The organism is Azovibrio restrictus DSM 23866 (genome assembly GCF_000429665.1).
In the GTDB taxonomy this organism is placed as follows: Bacteria; Pseudomonadota; Gammaproteobacteria; order Burkholderiales; family Rhodocyclaceae; genus Azovibrio; species Azovibrio restrictus.
Genome location: NZ_AUCH01000016.1, coordinates 109,070 through 131,965, shown reverse-complemented (window position 1 = coordinate 131,965; position 22,896 = coordinate 109,070). Strand labels below are relative to the sequence as shown.

Annotated in this window: 20 protein-coding genes and 1 tRNA gene; 3 read left to right on the top strand and 18 right to left on the bottom strand. The window is 64.4% G+C overall.

The window, feature by feature from the left end; genetic code table 11:
• Nucleotides 1-17: 17 nt before the first annotated feature.
• From G474_RS0114140 to G474_RS0114125, 4 genes are all read right to left on the bottom strand, one after another.
• Entirely contained in the window at nucleotides 18-1,241 is a 1,224-nt protein-coding gene (locus G474_RS0114140) for a methyl-accepting chemotaxis protein (protein ID WP_026687553.1), read from the bottom strand.
• Between the two features lie 29 nt (nucleotides 1,242-1,270).
• The gene (gene motB / locus G474_RS0114135; RefSeq protein ID WP_026687552.1) at nucleotides 1,271-2,221 is read right to left on the bottom strand and encodes a flagellar motor protein MotB; all 951 of its coding nucleotides are present in this window, start codon (nucleotides 2,219-2,221) and stop codon (nucleotides 1,271-1,273) included.
• 37 nt (nucleotides 2,222-2,258) lie between these two features.
• Nucleotides 2,259-3,116 carry a flagellar motor stator protein MotA gene (gene motA, locus G474_RS0114130; RefSeq protein ID WP_026687551.1) on the bottom strand — a complete coding sequence of 286 codons (858 nt, stop codon included), beginning with the start codon at nucleotides 3,114-3,116 and terminating at the stop codon, nucleotides 2,259-2,261.
• Between the two features lie 164 nt (nucleotides 3,117-3,280).
• Nucleotides 3,281-5,155 carry a sensor domain-containing diguanylate cyclase gene (locus G474_RS0114125; protein WP_026687550.1) on the bottom strand — a complete coding sequence of 625 codons (1,875 nt, stop codon included), beginning with the start codon at nucleotides 5,153-5,155 and terminating at the stop codon, nucleotides 3,281-3,283.
• A gap of 157 nt (nucleotides 5,156-5,312) precedes the next feature.
• Between G474_RS0114125 and G474_RS0114120 the strand changes: the two genes are divergently transcribed.
• A complete protein-coding gene (locus G474_RS0114120) occupies nucleotides 5,313-5,846 on the top strand; it encodes an NUDIX hydrolase (RefSeq protein WP_026687549.1) in 534 nt (177 codons plus the stop codon).
• A 30-nt stretch (nucleotides 5,847-5,876) separates the two neighbouring features.
• On the opposite strand, the gene G474_RS22870 is transcribed toward G474_RS0114120, so the two are convergent.
• The 12 genes from G474_RS22870 to G474_RS0114055 form a co-directional block, all read right to left on the bottom strand.
• The gene (locus G474_RS22870; protein ID WP_156919270.1) at nucleotides 5,877-6,569 is read right to left on the bottom strand and encodes an energy transducer TonB; all 693 of its coding nucleotides are present in this window, start codon (nucleotides 6,567-6,569) and stop codon (nucleotides 5,877-5,879) included.
• Between the two features lie 143 nt (nucleotides 6,570-6,712).
• Nucleotides 6,713-8,917 carry an AsmA family protein gene (locus tag G474_RS0114105; protein WP_084513773.1) on the bottom strand — a complete coding sequence of 735 codons (2,205 nt, stop codon included), beginning with the start codon at nucleotides 8,915-8,917 and terminating at the stop codon, nucleotides 6,713-6,715.
• A 92-nt stretch (nucleotides 8,918-9,009) separates the two neighbouring features.
• Nucleotides 9,010-9,150, bottom strand: a complete 141-nt coding sequence (locus G474_RS22865; protein ID WP_084513772.1) for a DUF3149 domain-containing protein — start codon at nucleotides 9,148-9,150, stop codon at nucleotides 9,010-9,012.
• 37 nt (nucleotides 9,151-9,187) lie between these two features.
• Entirely contained in the window at nucleotides 9,188-9,694 is a 507-nt protein-coding gene (locus G474_RS0114095) for a FixH family protein (protein ID WP_156919269.1), read from the bottom strand.
• A gap of 11 nt (nucleotides 9,695-9,705) precedes the next feature.
• The gene (ccoG, locus tag G474_RS0114090) at nucleotides 9,706-11,124 is read right to left on the bottom strand and encodes a cytochrome c oxidase accessory protein CcoG (protein WP_043464501.1); all 1,419 of its coding nucleotides are present in this window, start codon (nucleotides 11,122-11,124) and stop codon (nucleotides 9,706-9,708) included.
• A gap of 142 nt (nucleotides 11,125-11,266) precedes the next feature.
• Nucleotides 11,267-12,163 (bottom strand): cytochrome-c oxidase, cbb3-type subunit III, encoded by an 897-nt coding sequence (gene ccoP, locus G474_RS0114085; protein WP_026687544.1) that lies wholly within the window; start codon nucleotides 12,161-12,163, stop codon nucleotides 11,267-11,269.
• Between the two features lie 15 nt (nucleotides 12,164-12,178).
• Nucleotides 12,179-12,352, bottom strand: a complete 174-nt coding sequence (locus G474_RS0114080; protein ID WP_026687543.1) for a CcoQ/FixQ family Cbb3-type cytochrome c oxidase assembly chaperone — start codon at nucleotides 12,350-12,352, stop codon at nucleotides 12,179-12,181.
• A 4-nt stretch (nucleotides 12,353-12,356) separates the two neighbouring features.
• On the bottom strand, nucleotides 12,357-12,974 hold the full coding sequence (ccoO, locus tag G474_RS0114075; RefSeq protein WP_043464500.1) for a cytochrome-c oxidase, cbb3-type subunit II: 618 nt from the start codon (nucleotides 12,972-12,974) through the stop codon (nucleotides 12,357-12,359).
• Nucleotides 12,975-12,991: 17 nt separating this feature from the next.
• Nucleotides 12,992-14,437 (bottom strand): cytochrome-c oxidase, cbb3-type subunit I, encoded by a 1,446-nt coding sequence (ccoN, locus tag G474_RS0114070; protein WP_026687541.1) that lies wholly within the window; start codon nucleotides 14,435-14,437, stop codon nucleotides 12,992-12,994.
• 305 nt (nucleotides 14,438-14,742) lie between these two features.
• Entirely contained in the window at nucleotides 14,743-14,943 is a 201-nt protein-coding gene (gene ccoS, locus G474_RS0114065) for a cbb3-type cytochrome oxidase assembly protein CcoS (RefSeq protein WP_026687540.1), read from the bottom strand.
• Nucleotides 14,943-17,447, bottom strand: a complete 2,505-nt coding sequence (locus G474_RS0114060) for a heavy metal translocating P-type ATPase (protein ID WP_425386880.1) — start codon at nucleotides 17,445-17,447, stop codon at nucleotides 14,943-14,945. The genes ccoS and G474_RS0114060 overlap by 1 nt, the downstream gene beginning before the upstream one ends.
• 154 nt (nucleotides 17,448-17,601) lie before the next feature.
• Nucleotides 17,602-17,677, bottom strand: a tRNA-Thr gene (locus G474_RS0114055).
• Nucleotides 17,678-17,732: 55 nt separating this feature from the next.
• Between G474_RS0114055 and murJ the strand changes: the two genes are divergently transcribed.
• Nucleotides 17,733-19,289 (top strand): murein biosynthesis integral membrane protein MurJ, encoded by a 1,557-nt coding sequence (gene murJ, locus G474_RS0114050; protein ID WP_026687538.1) that lies wholly within the window; start codon nucleotides 17,733-17,735, stop codon nucleotides 19,287-19,289.
• Nucleotides 19,290-19,306: 17 nt separating this feature from the next.
• Entirely contained in the window at nucleotides 19,307-19,933 is a 627-nt protein-coding gene (locus G474_RS0114045) for a YbhB/YbcL family Raf kinase inhibitor-like protein (RefSeq protein WP_026687537.1), read from the top strand.
• A gap of 42 nt (nucleotides 19,934-19,975) precedes the next feature.
• Here G474_RS0114045 and G474_RS20870 read toward each other — a convergent pair whose 3' ends face one another.
• Both G474_RS20870 and G474_RS0114035 read right to left on the bottom strand, forming a co-directional pair.
• A complete protein-coding gene (locus G474_RS20870; RefSeq protein WP_051282297.1) occupies nucleotides 19,976-20,872 on the bottom strand; it encodes an amino acid ABC transporter substrate-binding protein in 897 nt (298 codons plus the stop codon).
• Between the two features lie 13 nt (nucleotides 20,873-20,885).
• Nucleotides 20,886-22,727, bottom strand: coding sequence for a TolC family outer membrane protein (locus G474_RS0114035; RefSeq protein ID WP_026687536.1), 1,842 nt, complete (start codon nucleotides 22,725-22,727; stop codon nucleotides 20,886-20,888).
• Nucleotides 22,728-22,896: the final 169 nt, after the last annotated feature.

Below are 22,896 nucleotides of genomic sequence, written 5' to 3'. Positions count from 1 at the left end.
TCTTCTCTATTCAAAAATCAAAACAGTTCCACATCACCGCTGGCATAGCCGGTCTGTTTCACCGGGTTGTTCTCCACCCGTTCCCGGGCATCGTCCAGCTTGTCGTGCAGGCCCTCCAGATTGGCCTGCAACTGGTCCAGCTCCGCCAGCTTGCTGCTGCCAGGCTCCCTGGCGCAGAGAATCCGGGCCACCCGGGCCATGTCGCGGCTGATTTCCTCCGCCGCCTCCAGGCGCCGGCCCACATGCCCCAGCAACTGGGTCACCATGTCCTGGAACTGCAGGGACATGACCGCCTGGGCAGCACTGGTCTCCACGGCCTCGGCGATTTCGTTCAATTCTGCCACCACCTGGCCGGTGCGCGCATTGAATGCTTCGATGCCGGCCATGGCCAGCTCCACGTCCTGCTTGGAGGTCAGGGCAAAAGTCATGTCCTGGGCCGCCATCTGGTTGATGGCCGACTCGGTGGCGTCGATGGAGGTCTGCATGGTGCCCATGAGCCCCCGGATCTGCTGACTGAAATGGGCGGTGCGCCCGGACAGGTCGCGCACCTCGTCGGCCACCACGGCAAAACCGCGCCCCGCCTCCCCGGCCCGGGCCGCCTCGATGGCGGCATTCAGGGCGAGCAGGTTGGTCTGCTTGGAAATGGCTTCGATCTCGCCCAGCATGGCGGTGATCTGGCGCACCTGCTCGGAAATCTTGTCGGTCAGCTCCACCAGAGTCATGGCCAGCTTGGAGTTGGCCACGACGCTATCCACGAAGGCCCGCAGAGTGCCTGAGGTCTTCATGGCGAAGGACTGGAAGTCCATGGCCTGGGATTCCTCCGCCAGGTGCCCGGACACCACCTCGTGGCCCAGCTGCTGCTGGCGCCGGGTCTGCTCGCTCATGCCCTGGAAGCTGCTCACCAGCTGCTCGATGGCTTCGGCCAGGATGCGCTGGGTGCGGCCGATTTCTTCACCCGACACGGAAAACTGGCGCGCCATTTCCTCGGTGGAGCGGAGCAGGTAGCCGCTACTGCGTTGCAGCACCTCGCCCCCTTCCACGGGCCCCGCGCCTTCCTGCAGCGGTGCTGGCTCAGCCCCCACGGGCAGGAAGTAGGAGGCCATCAACCAGCCCAGACCGATCAGCAGCAGCGCCAGCCCCACGGGCCCGGAACGGCTGCTGTCGTCCACCGCCAGCAATACCACCGCCACGAGGGCCATCCAGCCCCCTCCCAGCAGGCGGAGCTTGGTCGCACCTGTCATCACGTCCCCTCTTCCTTTGTCGTTATTGTCTATCGTGCCAAACCGGGCGCCCCGGGAGGCACCAACTGTTCGGCAGGAGGCAATTCCTCCTCCGCATCCAGTTCCGATTCAGGGCCATCTTCCTGGAGGATGGCCATCTCCGTGCGCTTGTTCAGGACCACGATGCTGATGCGGCGGTTGACCGGGTTCAGGGGGTCATTGGGATCGAAGAGGACCGAGGAGGAAAGCCCCACCACCCGCAATACCTTGTGGTCGTCCAGCCCCCCGACCACCATCTCCCGCCGGGAAGAATTGGCCCGGTTGGCCGACAGCTCCCAGTTGGAAAAGCCCTTGGCGCCGCCGGAAAACTGGGCCGCATCCGTATGCCCGGCCAGGCTGAGACGGTTGGGCACCTCGTTCAGCACCGCGCCGATTTCCCGCAGGATGTCCTGGGTATAGGGCTTGAGCTGGTCGCTGGCCAGATCGAACATGGGACGATTCTGTTCATCGACGATCTGGATGCGCAGGCCTTCGGTAGTGATGTCCAGCAACAGCTGGTTCTTGAACTGGCGCAGCTGGGGCGAATCCTCGATGAGCTTCTCGATACGGCCCTTCAGCTGCTCCAGGGCCTGGCGCTCGCGACGCTCGAACTCCAGTTTCTTTTCCTTGATCGAAAGGCGCTTTTGCTCCGCCTCGATATCCCCCTGCTTCACCTGGCCGGAACTGCGGGTGAGGTCCTTGCCCCCGCCCTTGATGATGCTGGAAGCGTCCCCCACGCCACTGCCGCCGCTGCTGGCCAGCTTGAGGGGGTTCTGGAAGAACTCGGCAATGCCCTCCAGGTCCCCCTTGGCGGTGGAACCCAGCAGCCACATGAGCAGGAAGAAAGCCATCATGGCCGTCACGAAGTCGGCATAGGCGATCTTCCAGGCACCGCCATGGGAGGCGGCACCGCCCTTCTTGATGCGCTTGATGACTATCGGGCGGGAGGAATCGTCGCTCATGGGCGCTCCTCAGACGGGGACAGGGCGGCGCAGACCATCACTTGCCCTTGCGGCTCTTCAGGTCTTCCTCAAGCTCCAGGAAGGTGGGCCGCGCATCGGAAGGCAGGTTCTTGCGCCCGAACTCCACCGCCACCTGGGGCGCATAGCCGGACATGGAGGCCAGCAGCACGGCCTTGATCACCTTGAACACCTGGCCGCCGTCGTGGCCCCGCTGCTCCAGCAGGGAGGCCACGGGCTGCACGAAACCATAGGAAAGGAGAATCCCCAGGAAGGTCCCCACCAGGGCCCCCCCGATCATCTTGCCCAGGACGGCCGGGGGCTCGCCCACGGAGCCCATCACGTTCACCACCCCCATCACCGCCACCACGATACCGAAGGCAGGCAGACCGTCGCCCACCTTGGCTACCACGTGGGCGGGGAGCTCCGCCTCGTGGTGATGGTTTTCCAGCTCCTGATCCATCAGGGCTTCGATTTCCAGGGTATTGAGGTTGCCGCCCACCATCATGCGCAGATAGTCGGTGACGAATTCGGTCACGTGGTGATCGTGGAGGATGTCCGGGTACTTGGAAAAGATCGGGCTGGCCTCGGGGTTTTCCACGTCGTTTTCAATGGACATCAGGCCTTCCTTGCGCACCTTGGAAAGCAACTCGAACAACAGGGCCAGCACATCCATGTAGTAGGCCTTGTTGTAGGGCGAACCCTTGAAGATGCCGGGCAGGGCCCCCACCACGGCCTTGATCACCTTGATGTTGTTGCTGGCCACGAACCCGCCCACGAACAGGCCGACGATGGCCAGGTACTCCATGGGCACCCACAGGGCGGCAAGGCTGCCGTGCACCGAGTAGGTCCCCAGGGACGCGGCAAGGATGATGACGTAGCCGATGATCAAAAACATTCGGTTTCCCCTGAGGCCGCCTGCAGGCGGTATTCGATTTGGAGTCTTGTTGCGTCCGCTATTCTATCCAGAGCCTGTCAGCAGGCGCAAAACTAAATCTGGCCGGCGGTGGGCCAGTGTGGGGGATAAAAAGACGAGGCCGGGCAAAACCCGGGAAACAGGGCTCAATAGTCGCCGATGCCGTCCCGACCGGCCAGCTTGGCCAGGTACATGCTTTCATCAGCCGCCTTGAGCAGGTGGTCCAGGCTGCGCATGCCCGCCTGACGCACGGCAATCCCGATGGAAAGACTGGCCCCCAGGGAGCCCAGGGGGGTCTCCAGGCGGATGCCCCGGACCGCCTCCAGCAGGCGCTCGGCACAATGGCGCAGGGCCAGGGGCTCCGTATCGGGACAGATGATCAGGAATTCGTCCCCGCCGATGCGGCAGGTCACATCCGCACTGCGCAGGTTTTCCCGCACCACCTCGGCCACCCGCACCAGCAGGCGGTCGCCCACATCGTGGCCGTAGCGGTCGTTGACCAGCTTGAAGTTGTCCAGGTCGATCATCATGCAGGCCAGGGGCCGCTCGCTGCGCCGGCTGGCATCCCATTCATGCTGGAAACGTTCCATGGCATAGCGACGGTTGTAGAAGCCCGTGAGCACGTCGGTACGGGCCACCTCGTGCAGACGGCGGTTGGCCACCGCCAGTTCCGCCGCGAAGCTGCGGATTTCCTCCCGATCCAGCTCCAGTTCCTGCTGCATCCGCACCACCCGGCGGGCGGCCAGCAGCCGGGCGGCGATGCTGCGTTCCGGCGCCCCCAGGTGCAGCACCTCGTCGGCCCCGGCTTCCAGGGCGGCGATTTCCCGCTCCGCCTCCCCGGGCGCCACCATCACCACCACGAAGATTTCCCGCCCCTGGCGAGTGTCCCGCAGGGTTTTCAGCCAGTCGTAGCCCCCGGGCTCCAGGCGCGCATCGACGATCAGAATCCGGGGAATCACCTCCAGAGCCAGCCCCAGCAGACTGTCGGTGCCGGAGACGCCGGCCTGCCCGGCATCCCCCAGCTCCAGCACTTCATAGTGCTGCCGCAGCAGGATCTCCCGCAACCGCTCCCGCTCCCCGGCATCGGCCAGGACCAGCTGCACCAGCCCGTTTTCCTGGCTGCGGGCCGGGGGCAGGAAGCGCATGGGCGCAGCGGTACGCACGGCCAGCATGTCGCCCCATTCGCTCCAGTCCCGCAGCACCTCTTCAAGCAGGCTGCCCAGTACCGCATCCGTCAGCCCGAGCTGCTGCCCCAGGTCATAGACCCGCTCGATGCGCCAGCTCCGTTCGGCCCCCTCGGCCAGGGCGGCAGCGGCCACGGTATCGGCCACCCGCATCAGGCGCATCAGCCCCAGACCGCGGGAACCTTCGCTGAACCCGCTGTCGTGGGCCCGCCGGGAAAAATAAAGGGGCTCCACCAGCATCTCCGGGAAGCCCCAGTCCAGCAACAGCACGGCAGTCAGGTCGTCATGATCCAGGGCAAAAGCCTGGCGCTCCTGTTCGCGCAGCTGCCCCTCATCCCGGGCCTGGTCGATGATGGGGCTGTAGCGCTCCCCATAAACCGTGGCCAGGGCCAGTTGCCCCACCCGGGAGAGCAGGCCGATGCAGAAGGCCTCCTCGGCGCTGCAACACCCCAGTTTGCGCACCAGGGCCTGCAAGGCCAGGCCGGTCACCAGGGAACGGGACCAGAAGGCTTCGTAATCGAAATGGCTGCAATTGCCCTGGCGATAGCTGGACACCAGGGAAAAGCCCAGGGCCAGGGCCCGCACCGTGGAAATTCCCAGCACCTGCAGGGCCCCCTCCACCGAAGCCACCGGCCGGCCGCCCTGACGCCCCACCGTGTTGGCCGCCTTGACCAGCCGCCCCACGAAGGCCGGGTCCGTCTTGATGGCGACCGCCAGCTGGGCCATGGAAAAATCATCCCGCTGGCAGAGGCGCATGATGGTCAGGGCCGCGCCTTTGGGAGAAGGCAGTTCCCCGGCGGCCTTGAGGGTTTCGAACGGTTGTAGGGGCAGCTCCATGACTTCTCCTGCTGGCTTCGGCCCATTATCAGGCCGAGTAGGGGCAGCCGCAACGGGATGCTAAACTGCCCGGGCGGAATGTCGGGGCCTGCTAGCCCTTTCGGACCATGACCCGGCCCCCGCTTCCTCACCACACCCAGCTTCAGCCGCCGCCATGATCAGCTACTGTACCCAATGCGGCCATCCGGTCAGGCAACGCATCCCGGATGGCGACAACCTGCCCCGCGGGGTCTGCGACGCCTGCGGCCACATCCACTACGAGAATCCCAAGCTGGTGCTGGGCTGCATCGCCGAATGGGAAGGCCGGATCCTCCTGTGCCGGCGGGCCATAGAACCCCGCGCCGGCCTGTGGACCCTGCCGGCAGGGTTCATGGAAAACGCCGAAAGCACCCAGGCCGCCGCCGAACGGGAGACGCTGGAGGAAGCCACGGCCCGGGTCCGGACCGAACAGCTGTTCGCTCTGGTGGATGTGCCCCATATCAGCCAGGTACACCTGTTCTACCGGGGCCGCCTGGTGGATGGACAGCACCAGCCCGGGGAGGAGAGCCTGGAAACAGCCCTGTTTCTGGAAGCGGAAATCCCCTGGGAAACCCTGGCTTTTCGCAGCGTGCGCTTCTGCCTGGAACGCTATCTGGCCGACCGGCGCCTGGGCCGCTTCGGCCTGCACCACACCGTCCTCCCGCCCCTCTGAGCCGGCCTCGATTCTGCCCTCCGGCCAGACTCAGGATGGGCCCAGGCTGAATTCCACCGGCAGCACGAAATCGAAGGCCGGCAGCTCCCGGGGTGGCGGGGTCGCTGCCAGGGCCTGGCGCAGCATCTCCTGGGCGGCTTCGTCCAGGAGCGGATGGCCGCTACCCTGTTGCAGACTGATCCGGGGACTGGCCATGCCCTGCCGCCAGCTCAGGCGCAAGCGCACCACGCCTTCCTGCCCCCGCTCCCGGGCCATCGCCGGGTAGTGACGGGCCGCCCGGGCTGCCCGGGCCAGGGCCATCCGGAACTCCCGCAAGGCGTCCGGGTCGCCGACCGCCGCTGCAGGCGCAGGATCAGGCGCAGCGTCGGATGCCACGGCAGCCCCCGGAGCCACGGCACCAACCTCCCCGGATGCGGGCGCCAGGGACGCAAGCCCCGGGAGCTCGGCATTGGGCGACACCCGGGGGGCCAACGCTGACCGTCCCCTGGAAGCAGGGCTGGCCTGCTGTCCGGAAGCCCTCCGTGGCGCTTGCTCGGAGCGCTGGGGCCGGGCGATGGGGCCCGGCTGTTGCACCGGTGGGCCGGCACGCAGGCGGGCCTGCAGGATGCCCGGCGCGAGCAGAGATGGCATTTCCCGAGGTGCCAGCCAGGTCAGCAGGAGGCCATGCAGCATCAGGGAGAGCAGTAGGGCCTTGAGCAGGGCGCGCAATGAAGCGGGCAGCACCGGCACCTCCGTCCTGCGCCCCGGGATTCAAGGGAACCAACAGCCGGGGGCGCCACCGGACCGCTGGGAGCGCAGCCGGAAATCCTGCGCCTACGGTTGTCGCGGACTGTACGCCACAACCATGACATTGACGAGGAGCGGATTCAGGGCAACCACTCCGGCAGCCAGAGCTTCCGCCCGCCCAGATTCCAGCCTCCGCCGGCAGCCAGACGCACCGGGGGCGACTGGCCGGCCCCCTGCCCCGCCAGATTCAAAGCCCAGGCGGGAGCCTCGGGAGAGCCGCGCAGCACCAGGGGTAGATGCCGCCCCTGCCAGCGCTCCCAGTTGGCCCGCCCCCATTCCCGGGCAGAACCGGCGATCTGCACCATCCCCTCACCCTCCAGGCGGTTCCCGGCCAGATCAGCCCGGGCCGTGGCTTCCAGGCGCAGGGACGGGGATTTCAGGCTGAGGCGGCGCAGGTCGGCCAGGCCTGGCGCCAGGTGAATCCGGGCCTTGAGTTCCTTGTAAGGTGTTTTTCCCGCCGCGACGGGCAGCAGGCCGGCAGCCCCCGGGCCCGCCTGATTCAGGGCACCCACCAGATCCAGACCGGGGATGGCGCCATTCCGGGCCTGCAGCAGGAGTTCCCCGCGCAGATCGGCAGCGGGGCCCTGGAGCTCCAGCTGCAGGTCCCCGCGCCCACTGAGGAGTTCCCGCCCCAGCCCATCCTGGCTCAAGGGCGCCAGCGCCACGTTGCGGAACAGCTGGCGCCACAGGAACTGCCCTTCCCAGGCCAGGGAACCCTTGGTCCGCCCCTGATACAGGCGGGCGCTCAGGGGGGCCGCCTCAAAGCGCCCCTGGCGCCAGCGGATGCGGCTTTCCAGGTGCTCCAGCTTGAGCTGGCGGTACTGGAGCCGGCCGATGCGCAGGCGCCCGTCCAGTTCCAGCCCCTCCGCCTCCCGAGACGCCTGCGGCAAAGCCGGAACAGGTTTGGGCGACCGTGCCGCCGGCTTGTCCCCCGGAGTCACAGGCAGCAGGTAGCGGTCCAGGTTGAGCTGGTCCAGGCTGGCCTGGAAACTCAGCCGGGCCGGCGCCGCCCCCAGGAACTGCCAGTCTCCCGCCAAGGTGCTGTCATCGAGCCCCAGGACGAGGCGCCCTTGGGCGCTGCGGCGGCCCACATCGGCCTGCAAGGCCCCGGAAATACTGATTTCAGGAAAGGGCTGCCGCAGCCATTGCGACTGCAGCACACGCCCGCTGCCCTCCAGGGCCCCGGCCTGCAGCTGTCCCGCGGCAAAGCTGAGGGGGGAGCTCAACTGCCCCTGCAGCTCCAGCCCCTGCCAGCGCCCGCTCCAGGAAAATCTGGCCGGTGAGGTTTTCCAGTCCTGGCCCGTCGCCTCCAGGCTGTCCATGTCGAGCTGGAGTTTCAGGGCGGGCTCCTCTTCCCCCCGGGCCAGGCGGAGCGCCAGTTGCTCCAGGCGGACGGCCCGGTCCTTCCACTCCAGACGCCCCAGGGTCAGCCCCCCCTCCAGGCGTGCCGCCTGCCAGAGCCCCTCCACCTGGAGGCTGCCTTGTTCCAGCAGGGATTCCCGGGCGCCCGGATGCAGCCGCAGACGTCGTATACCCAGTTCGCCCCGGGCCTGCTGCAGGCCGGCCCCCTGCCCCCGGAGCCCCAGGTTGAGTCCATCCAGCTGCAGCAGGTCCCCTTCCATATCCAGCCGGTAAAGGCTTTCCAGCCGCAGGTTGAGGAGGGTCCCCCCCTCCCTGAGCTGCCCGCCCATTTCCAGCTTACCCTGGGCCTGGCGCCCCAGTTGCCCGGTACGCAGGAAGACGTCCTCCAGGTGCAGATCCAGCCCCAGTTGCTGGTCCTGCCAGCTGAAACGGCCATTCAACAGGACCAGTTTTTCCATTTCCAGCACCAGGGGACTATCGGTGGCCTGCCGCTCTGCGAGCAGGTCATCGAAGTTGGTGCGGCCATCGGCGTGGCGGACGGCCCGGAGCTCCAGGTCCCGGACTTCCAGGCGGTTGAGCACCACCTTGCCCCACAACAGGGGCAGCACATCCACCGCGCCGCTGGCCTGGCCCAGGGCCAGAAATTCGCCCTTGCCGTCGGGGCCGGACAGGTGCAGGTCATGAAGTTCCAGCGCCAGGCGGGGAAAGAACTGCAATTCCAGAGGGCCGTCCAGGCGCAGCTCCCGGCCGGTTTCTGCCCGCACCCGGTCGATGGCCCCCTGTTTCAGGGCTTCCCCATCGAAACTGTAGGCCACGATCAGCACCACAAGCACCAGGAGGGCCGGTACCCCTGCCACCAGCCAAACCAGTCTGCGCTTCACCTTCTTGCTCTCCCTTGCATCCGGCCCTCGATTCTCCTTCATTCCGGCCGCCCAGTAAAAAGCCTCCCGAACCCCAGGGGGCGGGAGGCTGATCGCATTCCAGCCCAGGGCCGGAACGGGGGCTCAGTAGGGCATCAATTACCCTGGTTGCGCCGGTCTTCCTCGGCCTTCTTGCTGAAATAGCGGATGAAGAACACCGCCATGGCCAGAATAAAGCCGATGGTAAAGACACTCAGAAGCCCGATATCGGTGCTGAACAGTTCCTTCCAAGCCATATGTCACCTCCCAGTAACGTTAATTGACAGTTGAAAATCAATGATGGGGAAGTAATTGCAGGGGAGCATCGGCATTCAGCTGCCAGTCTCCCAACAAACGCCAGGTCAGTTCCTGGTCTTCGAGAAATACGTGCCAGCGGCCCCCGACTTCCGTTTCCAGGGTACCACTGTAAAAGCCCTGACCCGCATTGGTCAGCGCTATGGTCTGATCCATGCCGCCCCGGGTGGGGTGGCTGAGGCGCAGCACCAGTTGATCCGGCATGGATGTCGTGGGCGCCGCAGCGCTCAGGAACACCCGGATTTCCTTGCCGCTGCGCAGGACCTGGGCCTGCAGCCCCAGTTCCTGAGCAGCCTTGTCCCGATGAATGCGCTGATTCACTGCCAGGCCCTGCTTGTAGTAATCATCCTCCACCACACCATCGAAGGAGATCACTGCCAGCCAGATGGTCACCACACCCGCGATGATCACCAGGCCGGGGCCGGCCATGAGAATCCACGGCCAGGGCTCTTTGTACCAGGGTTGGGACAGGGTTTTCACATTCATCGGTTTTTCACTCATGGCATCAGGAAAGTGGTTTTCTCATGCACCGCCACCTTGGGATCATCTTCGGCAACCACATCGAAGAAAATCTTGTGGGAGCCCTTGGGGGCTGCTTCGGGCGGCACACGCACGTTAACCGTCACTTCCCGGTTCTCGGCGGGACCAGCCTCGACGCGCTGCTCGGACGCCAACTCGATGCCATCCAGGCCCGTCACGCTGATCCGGAAAGCACGGGAAGACTCGGCCACGTTCATCACCTTCATGGTGTAGACGTTTTCGATCTTGCCGCCTTCCACTTCCCGCGCCAGGGTGGAGCGGTCGCGGATGACGTCGGCCCGGAGCGGTATCCGGGTGGCAATGGACCAGGCCGTGGCGATGCAGATCAGGATCAGGATGACCGTGTAGAGGATGATCCGGGGACGCACGATGTGGCTCATCAGGCCCGTCCGGTCATACTTCTTGGCCATGGCGTTTTCCGAAGTGTAACGGATCAGGCCGCGGGGCATGCCCACCTTGTCCATGACTTCGTCGCAGCCGTCGATACAGGCGCCGCAGCCGATACATTCATACTGGAGACCGTTACGGATATCGATGCCGGTGGGGCAGACCTGGACGCAGATACCGCAGTCCACGCAATCCCCCAGCTTGGAGACATCCGCATTCTTCTTGCGCGCCCCCCGGGGCTCACCCCGCTCCTGGTCATAGGTGATCACCAGGGTATCCGGGTCGAACATGACCGACTGGAAGCGGGCGTAGGGACACATGTACTTGCACACCTGCTCACGCATGAAGCCAGCCATCAAGTAGGTGAAGCCGGCATAGAACAGGGTCCAGAAGATTTCCCAGCCACCAAAGCTGAAGGTGGGAATACTGGCGATCAACTCCTGCATGGGGGTGAAATAACCCACCAGGGTGAAGCCGGTCCACAGGGAGAACAGCAGCCAGAGGGCGTGCTTGATGGTCTTGAGGCGGATCTTGCGGCCATCCATGGGCCCCTTGTCCAGCTTGATCCGGGCCGGCCGCTCCCCTTCGATCTTGCTCTCTATCCACATGAAGATTTCCGTGTATACCGTCTGGGGACAGGCGTAGCCACAGAAAAGACGTCCCGCCACCGCAGTGAACAGGAACAGACCATAGGCAGAGAGAATCAGGAGAATGGCCAGATAGAACACATCCTGGGGCCAGAGCACCATGCCGAACAGATAGAACTTGCGCTCCACCAAATGGAACAGGACAGCCTGACGGTCGTTCCATTGAATCCAGGGCAGACCATAGAAGAGGAGCTGGGTGCCCCAGACGAATATCCAGCGCCAAGTCGCCCACCACCCGGTCACCGAGCGGATGTAGATCTTCTTGTGCTTTTCATAAAGGGAAACTGTCTTCCCTTCGTCCGGCCCGGGGGCCGGGGTGCTGTTCTCGAGGTTATCGTTCATTATTTATGTACCGTATCAGAATTGTACGAGGCGCCATTGTCGCGGCAGCCCCCCCATACAATTTTGATACAGATCAGTAGTCACTAATGTAATAGCCAAAGTAAAACGGGGCGGTTACCCGCCCCGTTCTTGCTCGCCTGAATTACTTGGTATTGCTCAGGCTATACACATAGGCGGTCAGCAGGTGCACCTTGGCCTCACCCAGGAAGTCCTTCCACGCCGGCATCTTGTTCTGACGGCCGTTGTTGATGGTTTCCATGATGGTGGCTTCGGAGCTGCCATACAGCCAGGTGCCATCGGTCAGGTTGGGGGCACCGACGGCATGCATGCCCTTGGCGTCCATACCGTGACAGCCGGCACAGCCTGCGGTCATGAAGGCTTCCTGACCCTTGGCGGCGCGCACGGCGTCGTTGCTCAGACCGGACAGGGAGCGGACATAGTTGGCCAGGTCCTTGACCGTGTCGGCACCCAGATGGGCGTGGGGAGGCATGACGCCCATGCGACCGTTGGAAATGGTTTCCACGATCTGGGCAGGCTCACCGCCATACAGCCAGTCGCTGTCGGCCAGGTTGGGGAAGCCCTTGGAACCGCGGGCATCGGCACCGTGACACTGCATGCAGTAGGTCAGGAACAGACGCTTGCCCATTTCCATGGCCTGCTTGTCGGCAGCCACGGCCTGGATGTCCATCTGCTGGAACTTCTGGTAGATGGGGTCGTACTGCTGGGCAGCCTTCTGCTGCTCACCCTTCCACTGGCCCACGGAAGACCAGCCCAGCATGCCCTTGAAGGAACCCAGACCCGGATAGAGGGCCAGATAAGCCAGGGCAAAGAACACGGTGATGTAGAACATCCAGCTCCACCACTTGGGCAGAGGGTTGTTGTACTCCTCCAGGGTTTCATCCCAGGCATGACCAGTGGTCTTGCCCACGGTGAAGTTGGCGGAACCCTGGCTCCAGAGGAACACGGCGCAGCCGATAACGCTGACCAGCACAATGCCGATCACGTAGAAGTTCCAAAATTCGCTGACGAAATCGCTCATATCTTTTTCCTTTGATCAACGGGGCCGGGAGGATTGCCCCGGCACCGAATCATCATCTTCCGCGAACGGCAGGTTGGCGGCCTCATCGAAGCCTTTCTTGCTGCCCCTGCTGTATGCCCATCCCACGATCCCGAGGAAGCAGAGCAAACCCAGGACCGTGATCAGGGAGCGGAAATCGTTGATATCCATGACCTTACTTGAAGTTCGACAAGGTGGTGCCGAGACCTTGCAGGTAAGCAATCAGGACATCTTCCTCGGTCTTGCCTTCCAGAGCCTGCTTGGCACCAGCGATTTCAGCATCGTCGTAGGGCACGCCGAGCTTGCGCATGGCCTGCATCTTGGCTTCGATGTCCTTACCCACGGTCTTCATGGCCGGGGTTTTCTCGAGCCAGAAGTAAGCAGGCATGTTGGACTCGGGCACTACGTCGCGAGGATTACGCAGGTGAGCGCGATGCCATTCGTCGGAATAGCGGCCGCCGACACGATGCAGGTCAGGACCGGTACGCTTGGAACCCCATTGGAACGGGTGGTCATAGACATACTCACCCGCCACGGAGTAGTGGCCATAGCGTTCGGTCTCGGCACGGAAGGGACGGATCATCTGGGAGTGGCAGTTGTAGCAGCCCTCACGCAGATACACATCACGACCGGCCAGACGCACTGCGTCATAAGGCTTCAGGCCTTCCACGGGCTGGGTGGTGGACTTCTGGAAGAACAAAGGCACGATCTCCAGCAGGCCGCCCCAGATGATCACCAGCAACGTGAAGATGATCAGAAGACCTACGTTCTTTTCAATTTTTTCCTGATTCATTATCAGTGACCTCCCTCTTAGGCGTGATGGGCAGCAGCTGCCAGCACGGGTGCATCTTCAGACTTGCCCGCAGCAATGGTCTTGAACATGTTGTAAGCCATGATGAACATGCCAGACAGGAACAAGACACCACCAATGAAGCGGATAGTCCAGAAGGGATAAGAGCCCTTGACGGATTCCACGAAGCTGTAGGTCAGGGTGCCATCAGCATTGACTGCACGCCACATCAGACCCTGCATCACACCGGAAATCCAGGTAGAAGCGATGTACAGCACCACACCGATGGTGGCGATCCAGAAATGCACGGTCATCAGCTTGACGCTGTACATTTCCTGACGGCCAAACAGGCGGGGCAGCAGGTAGTACAGGGAGCCGATGGACACCATGGCCACCCAGCCCAGAGCACCGGAGTGCACGTGACCCACGGTCCAGTCGGTGTAGTGGGACAGGGCGTTCACCGTCTTCACGGACATCATGGGGCCTTCGAAGGTGGACATACCGTAGAAGGACAGGGAGGTGATCAGGAACTTCAGGACCGGATCGTCACGCAGCTTGTGCCAGGCGCCGGACAGGGTCATGATCCCGTTGATCATGCCACCCCAGGAGGGAGCCAGCAGGATCAGGGAGAAGATCATGCCGATGGACTGAGTCCAGTCAGGCAGGGCGGTGTAGTGCAGGTGGTGCGGACCAGCCCACATGTAGGTGAAGATCAGGGCCCAGAAGTGCACCACGGACAGACGGTAGGAGTAAACCGGACGACCAGCCTGCTTGGGAACGAAGTAGTACATCATGCCCAGGAAGCCGGCAGTCAGGAAGAAGCCCACGGCGTTGTGACCGTACCACCACTGCACCATGGCATCCTGCACGCCAGCGTAGGCAGAGTAGGACTTCAGGAAGGTGACGGGGATGGCGGCGCTATTCACCAAGTGCAGCAGGGCAACAGCCAGGATCATGGAGCCGAAGAACCAGTTGGCCACGTAGATGTGGGACACGGTACGCTTGGCGATGGTACCGAAGAACACCACCGCGTAAGCCACCCAGACCAGGGTGATCAGGATGTCGATGGGCCACTCCAGCTCGGCGTATTCCTTACCCGCGGTGATACCCAGCGGCAGGGAAATGGCAGCCAGCAGAATTACCAGTTGCCAACCCCAGAAGGTGAAGGCAGCCAGCTTGTCGCAGAAGATCCGCGCATGGCTGGTACGTTGCACGCAGTAATAAGACGTGGCAAACAGGGCACAGCCACCGAAGGCGAAAATCACCGCATTGGTATGCAGCGGACGCAGACGGCCGTAGGACAGATACGGAGCAAGCTCCGGCAGGATGGCACTGAACATTTCCGGCCAGACCAGCTCGGCAGCAATGATGACACCGACCAGCATGCCTACAATGCCCCAGATGACGGTCATCACGGCAAATTGCCGTACGACCTTATAGTTGTATGTGGTTTGCGTTTCCGACATGGACCCACCTCTCGTTAAAAAAAAAGACTTGTACGCCACCACCCCAAAACCCAAGGCGGCGTATGGAACGGCATGCTATTTTAGCCGGGCACCAGGCCATTTGACATAGATCAACTACCGGACCCGGAGCGAGGAAATATGAGCCTTCCAGGCCGACGGGGCTGTTCCGTGGACAAAAAAAGGGTGCGTCGTAACGCACCCCAACCCCAACAGAGAAACAATCTGGCTCCTTGCGAAGCCACATTTACCTCGCGGTAAAGTGGAGCGGATTATGGCCCAGGCCCCGCCCCGGAATTTGACCCAGGTCAAAGGGGCGGCAGTTTTTCCCCGTCCCCGGCCTCCCCCTTGGCGACATCACCTTTGGGACGATCGTCGTCCATCAGCACCTTGAAACCCGGGCCCTCCAGGTCGTCAAACTGGCCACCCCGGACCGACATCCAGAACACCACGGCGATGGCAAACACCAGGACCACCGAAAGGGGAATCAGGAGATAGAGGATTTCCATCAGCGTTCTTTCTTCTGTATGCGCAAAGCGTTCAGGACCACCAGCAGGGAGCTGGCCGACATGCCGATGCCCGCCGCCCAGGGCGTCACGTGCCCCAGGGCCGCCAGGGGCAGGGCCAGGAAATTGTAGGCAAAGGACCAGAGCAGGTTCTCACGGATGACCCGCAGGGCAAAGCGGGCCCGCCGCACCCCGCGCCGCAGGTGATCCAGGTTTTCGGAAAGCAGCACCAGATCCGCCTGGGTCCGGGCCAGCTGGGCCCCCGCCCCCATGGCCACCGACACCTGGGCCTGGGCCAGCACCGGCGCATCGTTCACCCCGTCCCCCACCATGGCCACCACGGCGCCGCGGGACTGCAGTTCCACCACGGCATCGCGCTTGTCCCGGGGCGACATGGCGCCCCGCACATCAGTAATGCCCAACTGCGCCGCCACGCGACGGGCCACGGGCTCGGCATCACCGGACATGAGTACCACCTGGCATCCCCGGGCCCTGAGATCGCTGACCAGGCCAGCGGCTTCCTCGCGCAACTCGTCCCCGAGCCGGAAGAAGGCCAGCACCCCCTGGGCGCTGCCCAGGGCAATCACCGTATCGCCGGAAGCCTGCCAGCCGGCGGGCCAGGGCACCTGACCAGCCCCGGCCAGGGCGGCGGCATAATCGGGGCGGCCGATGCGCAGGCGCTGACCGCGCACCAGACCTTCCAGGCCCATGCCGGCCTCGGCCTGGACGCCACTGGCAGGCGGCAGGGTCACCTCCCCCGCCGCCTGACGCAGAGCCAGGGCGAGGGGATGCTCGGAGGCCTGCTCCAGGGCGGCGGCAGCCTCCAGGGCCACCTGACGCTCGCCCCCTTCCGGCACCACCACTTCCAGCAGGCGCATTTCCCCCCGGGTCAGGGTCCCGGTCTTGTCGAACACGAAATGGGTTGCCCGCGCCAGGGTTTCCACCGCGTGCCCCCGGGTCACCAGCAGCCCGTCCCGGGCCAGGGCCCCTGCGGCCACGGTGAGGGAAATGGGGGTTGCCAGGGCCAGGGCGCAGGGACAGGTCACCACCAGCACCGAAACCGTGATCCACAGGGCCCGGGAGGGATCCACCAGGTACCAGCCCAGGGCCACCGCCACGGCCACCAGCAACAGGCTGAACACGAACCACTGGGCGATCCGGTCGGCCAGTTCGACGATGCCGGGCTTCTCGGCAGCCGCCCGCTCCATGAGCCGGATGATGGCGGACAGGCGGGTGGCCTCGCCCACCTGCTCCACCTGCACGACCAAGGGACTTTCCATATTCACCGAGCCCCCGGTGACGGCGTCACCCGGCACCTTGGCCACCGGCCGACTTTCGCCGGTGAGCAAGGCCTCATTGGCGTTGCTGCGCCCTTCGACCACCCGGCCGTCGGCGGGAATGCTGTCCCCGGGCCGCACCAGCACGAGGTCTCCCACCTTCAGGTCGGCAACCACCACCTGCTCGGGCTCCCGCACTTCCGGGAAGCCGTTGAGCCGCTGGCAGAAGGCCGGCAACAGCTTGGCCAGGGCTTCGGTGACGCTGACCGCCTTCTGGCGCGCCGTCATTTCCAGATAGCGCCCGCCCAGCAGGAAGAACACGAACATGGCGACGGAATCGAAATAGACCTCGCCGCCCTGGGTCAGGGTGGCCCAGACGCTGGCCACGAAAGTCACCCCCACCCCCAGGGCCACGGGCACATCCATCCCCACCCGGCGCAGTTTCAGGTCGCGCCAGGCTCCTTTGAAGAAGGGGGCGGAGGAATACAGGACCACGGGCAGGGTCAGCAGCAGGCTGGCCCAGCGGATCAGGGTCTCGATGTCCATGGACATGTCACCCTCTCCCGCGATGTAGACCGGGATCGCATACATCATCACCTGCATCATGCCGAAGCCGGCCACCCACACCCGCCACAGGGCCTCGCGGCGCTCCTTGCGGGCCAGCTCCTCGTGCTTGCTGGCGTCGTAGGGATAGGCCCGGTAGCCGATGGCGGCAATGGCCGTCAGGATGTCGGACAGCTTGATGCGCTGACTGTCCCAGCGCACCCGGGCGCGGCGGGTGGCGTAATTCACGTCCACCCCGGTGACCCCGGGCAACTGTCCCACATGCCGCTCGTTGAGCCAGACGCAGGCCGCACAGGTGATGCCTTCCAGCATCAGGGAGGCCTCCAGCTCATGCTCCCCCAGCTCCTTGACGAAACTCTTCTGGAATTCCGCATGGTCGAACATGGCCAGCTGATCCAGCACCGCGGGCATGGCCTCCCGAGGCGATTCGGGCATGGCGTCCCGGGAGCTGTAGTAATCCTCGAGGCCATTCTCGACAATGGCCTGGGCCACGGCCTGGCAGCCGGCACAGCACATCTCCCGCCGCACCCCGCGAATCTGCACGGGAAAATCGGCGTCCTCGGGCATGGGCAGGCCGCAGTGGTAGCAGAAGGCATCCGCCACGGTTCCGGAGGCAGGCAGGGCTGAAGATTCGGGCATGGACATGGCGAGAGGGTTACCGGACATCCGCGAAAAGGTCCGCAGTATAAACCGGCGGCCCTCCTACCGGCCCAAACGTACCAAGATTGCTCTGGCTGCCCTGGAAAAACAGAAGCCCCCGGCGGACCGGAGGCTTCTGATGTATGTCCCAAGCGCCCGCCTGGCGGGCTTGATGCAAACTTGGTGCCGGATAGAGGAGTCGAACCCCCGACCTTCTCATTACGAATGAGCTGCTCTACCAACTGAGCTAATCCGGCAAGGCCTATAATTATAGGCTTTTCCACCCTGCCCAGGCAACGGGCAAACACGCCCATGAACCTGCTTCGTGCCCTCGCCACCGTCAGCAGCATGACCCTGCTGTCCCGCATCCTGGGTTTCGTGCGCGACTTCGTCATCGCCCGGACCTTCGGTGCCGGCATGCTGACGGATGCCTTCTTCGTGGCTTTCAAGCTGCCCAACCTGCTGCGCCGCCTGTTTGCCGAAGGTGCCTTTTCCCAGGCCTTCGTGCCCATCCTGGGGGAATACCGCAACCAGCAGGGAGAAGCGCGCACCCGGGAACTGCTGAACAACACGGCCACCGTCCTCTGTTTCGCCCTGCTCGGCATCACTTTGCTGGGAGTCCTGGCGGCGCCCTGGCTGGTATGGGCGTCCGCTCCCGGCTTCGCCGCCGAAGGGGACAAGTTCGCCCTGACCGTACAGCTCACCCGCATCACCTTTCCCTACATCCTGTTCATGTCCCTGGTGGCCATGGCGGCAGGCATCCTCAACACCTGGAGCCGCTTTGCCCTGCCGGCCTTCACGCCGGTGCTGCTCAACCTGAGCCTCATCGGCATGGCCCTGTTCGCCGCCCCCTGGTTCGATCCGCCCATCCTGGCCCTGGGCTGGGGCGTGTTCATCGGCGGCGCCCTGCAGCTGGCCCTGCAGTTGCCGGCCCTGGCCCGCATCGGCATGCTCCCCCGGATTTCCCTGAACCTGCGCCGGGCCTGGCAGGATGAAGGGGTTCGCCGCATCCTGAAGCTGATGGCCCCAGCCACCCTGGGCGTCTCGGTGTCCCAGGTCAGCCTGCTGATCAACACGGTATTCGCCTCCTTCCTGGTCAGCGGCAGCGTTTCCTGGCTCTATTACGCGGACCGCCTGATGGAGTTCCCCGCCGGCATGCTGGGGGCCGCCCTGGGCACCATCCTGCTGCCCTCCCTGTCCCGCTGCCACGCCACTGCCGATACCGAAGAGTACGGCCGCCTGCTGGACTGGGGCCTGCGCCTGACCCTGCTGCTGGCCCTGCCGGCGGCCCTGGGCCTGGCCCTGCTGGCCATTCCCCTGATCGCCACCCTGTTCCACCATGGCGCCTTCACCGCCGCGGACGTGGAACAGACCCGCCGGGCCCTGGCGGCCTACAGCCTGGGCCTGGGCGGGATGATCCTGGTGAAGGTGCTGGCCCCCGGCTTCTATGCCCGCCAGAACATCCGGACGCCAGTGAAGATCGCCCTGATCTCCCTGGCCGCCACCCAGGCCATGAACCTGCTGTTCGTGTTCGGCCTGAACCTGGCCCATGCAGGCTTGGCCCTTTCCATCGGCCTGGCCGCCTGCCTCAACGCCCTGCTGCTGTTCCTGGGCCTGCGTCGCCACGGGGTCTACACCCCTCAACCCGGCTGGACCGGGTTCTGCCTGAAACTGCTGCTGGCCCTGGGAACCATGGGCACCGCCCTGTGGTTCGGCATGGGCAGCGAACAGCTCTGGCTGACCTACAGCCTCCAGGAGCGGCTGATGCACCTGACCTGGCTGGTCCCTGCCGGCGCCGCCATTTATTTCGCTACACTAGGACTGTGCGGTTTCCGCCTGCGCGACTTCAAACGGCGGGCCGCTTCCTGACCACCGGAGGAGATCCCATGAAACTGAGCAGCAACAGCTTTGTCGACGGAGCCGCCATCCCGGGCGAATTCGCCTTCTGCGTGCCGGACGACGCCCATCACGTCAGCCTCGGCAGCAACCGCAACCCCCACCTGGCCTGGAGCGAGGTCCCGGAAGGCTGCCGCAGCTTCGCCCTGATCTGCTGCGACCCGGACGTACCCAGCCAGGGAGATGACGTGAACCAGGAAGGCCGGACGGTGCCCGCCGCCCTCCCCCGGGTGGATTTCTTCCACTGGGTCGTGGCCGACCTGCCCGCCACCCTGAGGGAAATCCCGGCCGGAACCTTTTCCAGCGAAGTGGTGCCCCGGGGCAAACCGGGCCCCACGGCCCCCCACGGCAGCCGCCAGGGCATCAACGATTACACCAGCTGGTTTGCGGGCGATCAGGACATGCGCGGCGACTACTATGGTTACGACGGCCCCTGCCCACCCTGGAATGACGAGATCCGGCACCGTTACGTTTTCACCCTTTACGCCCTGGACCTGGAGCAGCTGCCCCTCCAGGGCCAGCTCACGGGCCCGGCCCTGCGCCAGGCCATCCAGGGCCACGTGCTGGCCGAAGCCAGCCTGACCGGCAGCTACAGCCTGAATCCGACACTGCTGTAACAAAAAAGCGGGGAAATCCCCGCTTTTTTCATCCCATCCGGTTCAGACGCCCTGGTCGTTGGGGTTCTGCAACAGCCCCCGCAGCAGGTCCCCCATGGGGAGCTGCAGATTGAGCCCGGCAGGGGGCATGGGGGACTGGAACCAGCGTTCGTAAATCCGCCCCGCCTCGCCGCTGCGCATCAGGCCGGCCAGGGTCTCATCCACCAGCCGCTTCAGCTCCGGGTCATCCTTACGCATGGCCATGGCCAGGGGCTCGAAGGCCAGAGCCTCACCCAGCACCCGGTAGTTTTCCCGGTCCTGAGCCTGGGCCAGCAGCAGGGCGGCCGTTACATCGCTCACCACCAGGGCCTGGGCCTTGCCGGCCTGGAGCAGGGCAAACCCTTCCTGGGGCGAACGGGCGCCCAGATGCTGCAAGCTGGCCCCCTTCAGGCCGTTGGCCGTCTTCAGGTAGCGCTCCCCGGCACTGCCGGCCAGGCTCACCACGGTCTTGCCATTCAGGTCCCCCAGCTGGGCCACCTGGGCATCCCGGCGCACCAGGACCTGCATGCTGGAAACGTAGGTGGTGACGCTGAAGGCCAGCTGCTTCTGGGCGATCAGGGTATTGGCCACGGGACCGCAATCCAGATCCATCATGCCGTTGGCCAGCATCAGCGCCCGGGTGTTGGCACTCCCCAGCACCGGGACCACCCGGATTTCCTGACCGGGAACCCGGGCCTTGATGGCCTGCACCACCTGCTGGCACAGCTCCCATTGATAGCCCTGCACACCCCCCTTGCCATCGGCGTAGGTGAAGGGCTCGGCATTTTCCCGGTAACCCAGGTAAAGGGTGTGCAGCCCGGCGATCCGGCTCAGGGTGGGACTGCCGGCCAGTTCCTGGGCCCCCAGGCCGAGGCTGGCGCCAGACAGCAGGGCCAGAATGGATAGCTTCCAGAATTTCATGCTTGCGTCCTCCTCAACGGCCCACGGGGACCGCGGTTTCCCGCTGGATCTGCCACTTGTCGCCCACACGAACCCATTCCAGCACCTTGCGGGTGGTGTCGCTGTAGCTATTGGAACTGTAGCCCTGGATGAATTCGGCTGTGGCCGCATCCGGACCATCGACCCGGACCTTCAGGTCCTTGACGGTGACGCTGATGCTGCTCGGGCGGGTGACACGCAGTTCCCGCAGCTGGGCCCAGTCGTCCCGGGACACGCCGCCTTCAGGCGTGAAGGTGGACGCGTAGAAAGCCGCATAGGCCGGGTAATCCTGGCGTGCCCAGGCGGCTGCCCAATCGTTGACCCGCCGCTGGATCCTGGCCTCGGGAGTGCCCGCATCGCCACTCACTGGGGTGGCGCCCTTGACCGTGCTGTCGGCGGTAGCCGCCAGCAGCGCCATGGCCCGCCGGTTCAGCTCTTCCCGGTTACGCTCCGCCAGTTGCGGCGCCTCGGCCGGGCACAGGTCAGCGGGGTTCACCTGAGCCCGCTCATCCTGCTGGGGATCCTTGCCGTCATCGACGCGGCGCAGTTCCAGGGTGCTCAGCAGCTGCCCCATGCCGGCATAGGTGCGCAGGTAGGCCAGACTGCGGTCGATATCGGCATTGACGGCGGCACGGCGGGCGTCGAACAGCTCGTTTTCCGTGTCCAGCACGTCCAGCAAGGTGCGCTGGCCGATGTTGAACTGATCCCGATAGGCCTCCCGGGTCCGTTCCGTCATCTGCACCTGGGATTCCAGGAAAGCCAGCTGCTCCTGGAGCCGCTGGGTGTCGTTGTAGGCGATGGATACGGTCTGGCGCAGGTCGCGGCAGGCCTTCTCCCGCTGATCCAGGGCCACGTGACGCTGCTCGGCGTACTGACGGGTGCGGGCCTGGTCGGAACCGCCATTGAAGAGGTTGTAGTTGAGCACCAGCTCCACCACGTTGTCACGCCGCTCTTCCGAGGAGCCCAGGTAATTGGAGGTCCGGTTCTGGCTGGCCCGCAACTCCACCTTGGGATGGAAGGCCGACTTGCGCACATCCAGGTCGTACTGGGCCGCTTCCACGTTCTCCACCGCCGCCAGCAGGGCGGGGCTGGTCTGGAAAGCCTGCTGCAGGGCCTGGTCGGCTCGCCCCGGCAGACGCCCGGCCAGGCCTTCGGCGGCGAACATGTTCTGGGCCGGCGCTTCGCCCACGATGCGCTGGTAGCGGGCCGTCACATCATGGAGATTGGCCTGATCGGTGGTGAGGTTGACCTCGGCCAGGGCCAGGCGGCTGGCCGCCTGCTCCACATCCACCCGGCGCCCGACACCGGACTGGGCCCGCATCAGCAGCTGTTCGTAGGTGGCCTTGTGATAGACATAGTTATCTTCCGACAGGGCCAGCAGGAAACGATGGCGCAGCACGTCGTAGTAGGCCCGGGCCGCTTCCAGGGCCACGTTCTCGGAGGCATCCAGCAGCTCGTAGTAGCGGGTCAGCTTGGCCTTGCCCAGGCGCCGCACCTCGCTGGTGGTGCCAAAGCCGTCATAGACCAGCTGGGTCAGGCCGACCGAATAGGTGTTGCGATTGTAATTGGCATCGTTGCCGACGGAATCCGCCTGATTCAGGCGCTCTCGCCCGGTTCCGGCACTCAGATCCACCCGGGGCAGCAAACCGCCTCGGGCAACATCCACCATGTGCACCCCGGCCTGGAAGGCATGCCAGCGGGCCTGGACCTCCGGGTTCTGAAGCACGGCTTTCTGAACCGCTTCCTTGAGTGTAATGTGCTGTTGTGCCCAGGCACTGCCCCCCCAGAACAACGCCGCAACAGCAAAACTCAGCGCCTTGATATTTTGAGTTTTCATAAAGCTTTTCTGCTTTCCGGATTCGACGATGGCCTGGAGAATGAATTATTTTCAGCAATAAATCAATACACTACATATTACTTATTACTTTAGTTGTACTTATTAGAGATTGCTTTTTATCCGCCGCCACCTCTCACAAATACGCACACTCCTCCTGGCTGGCATATTT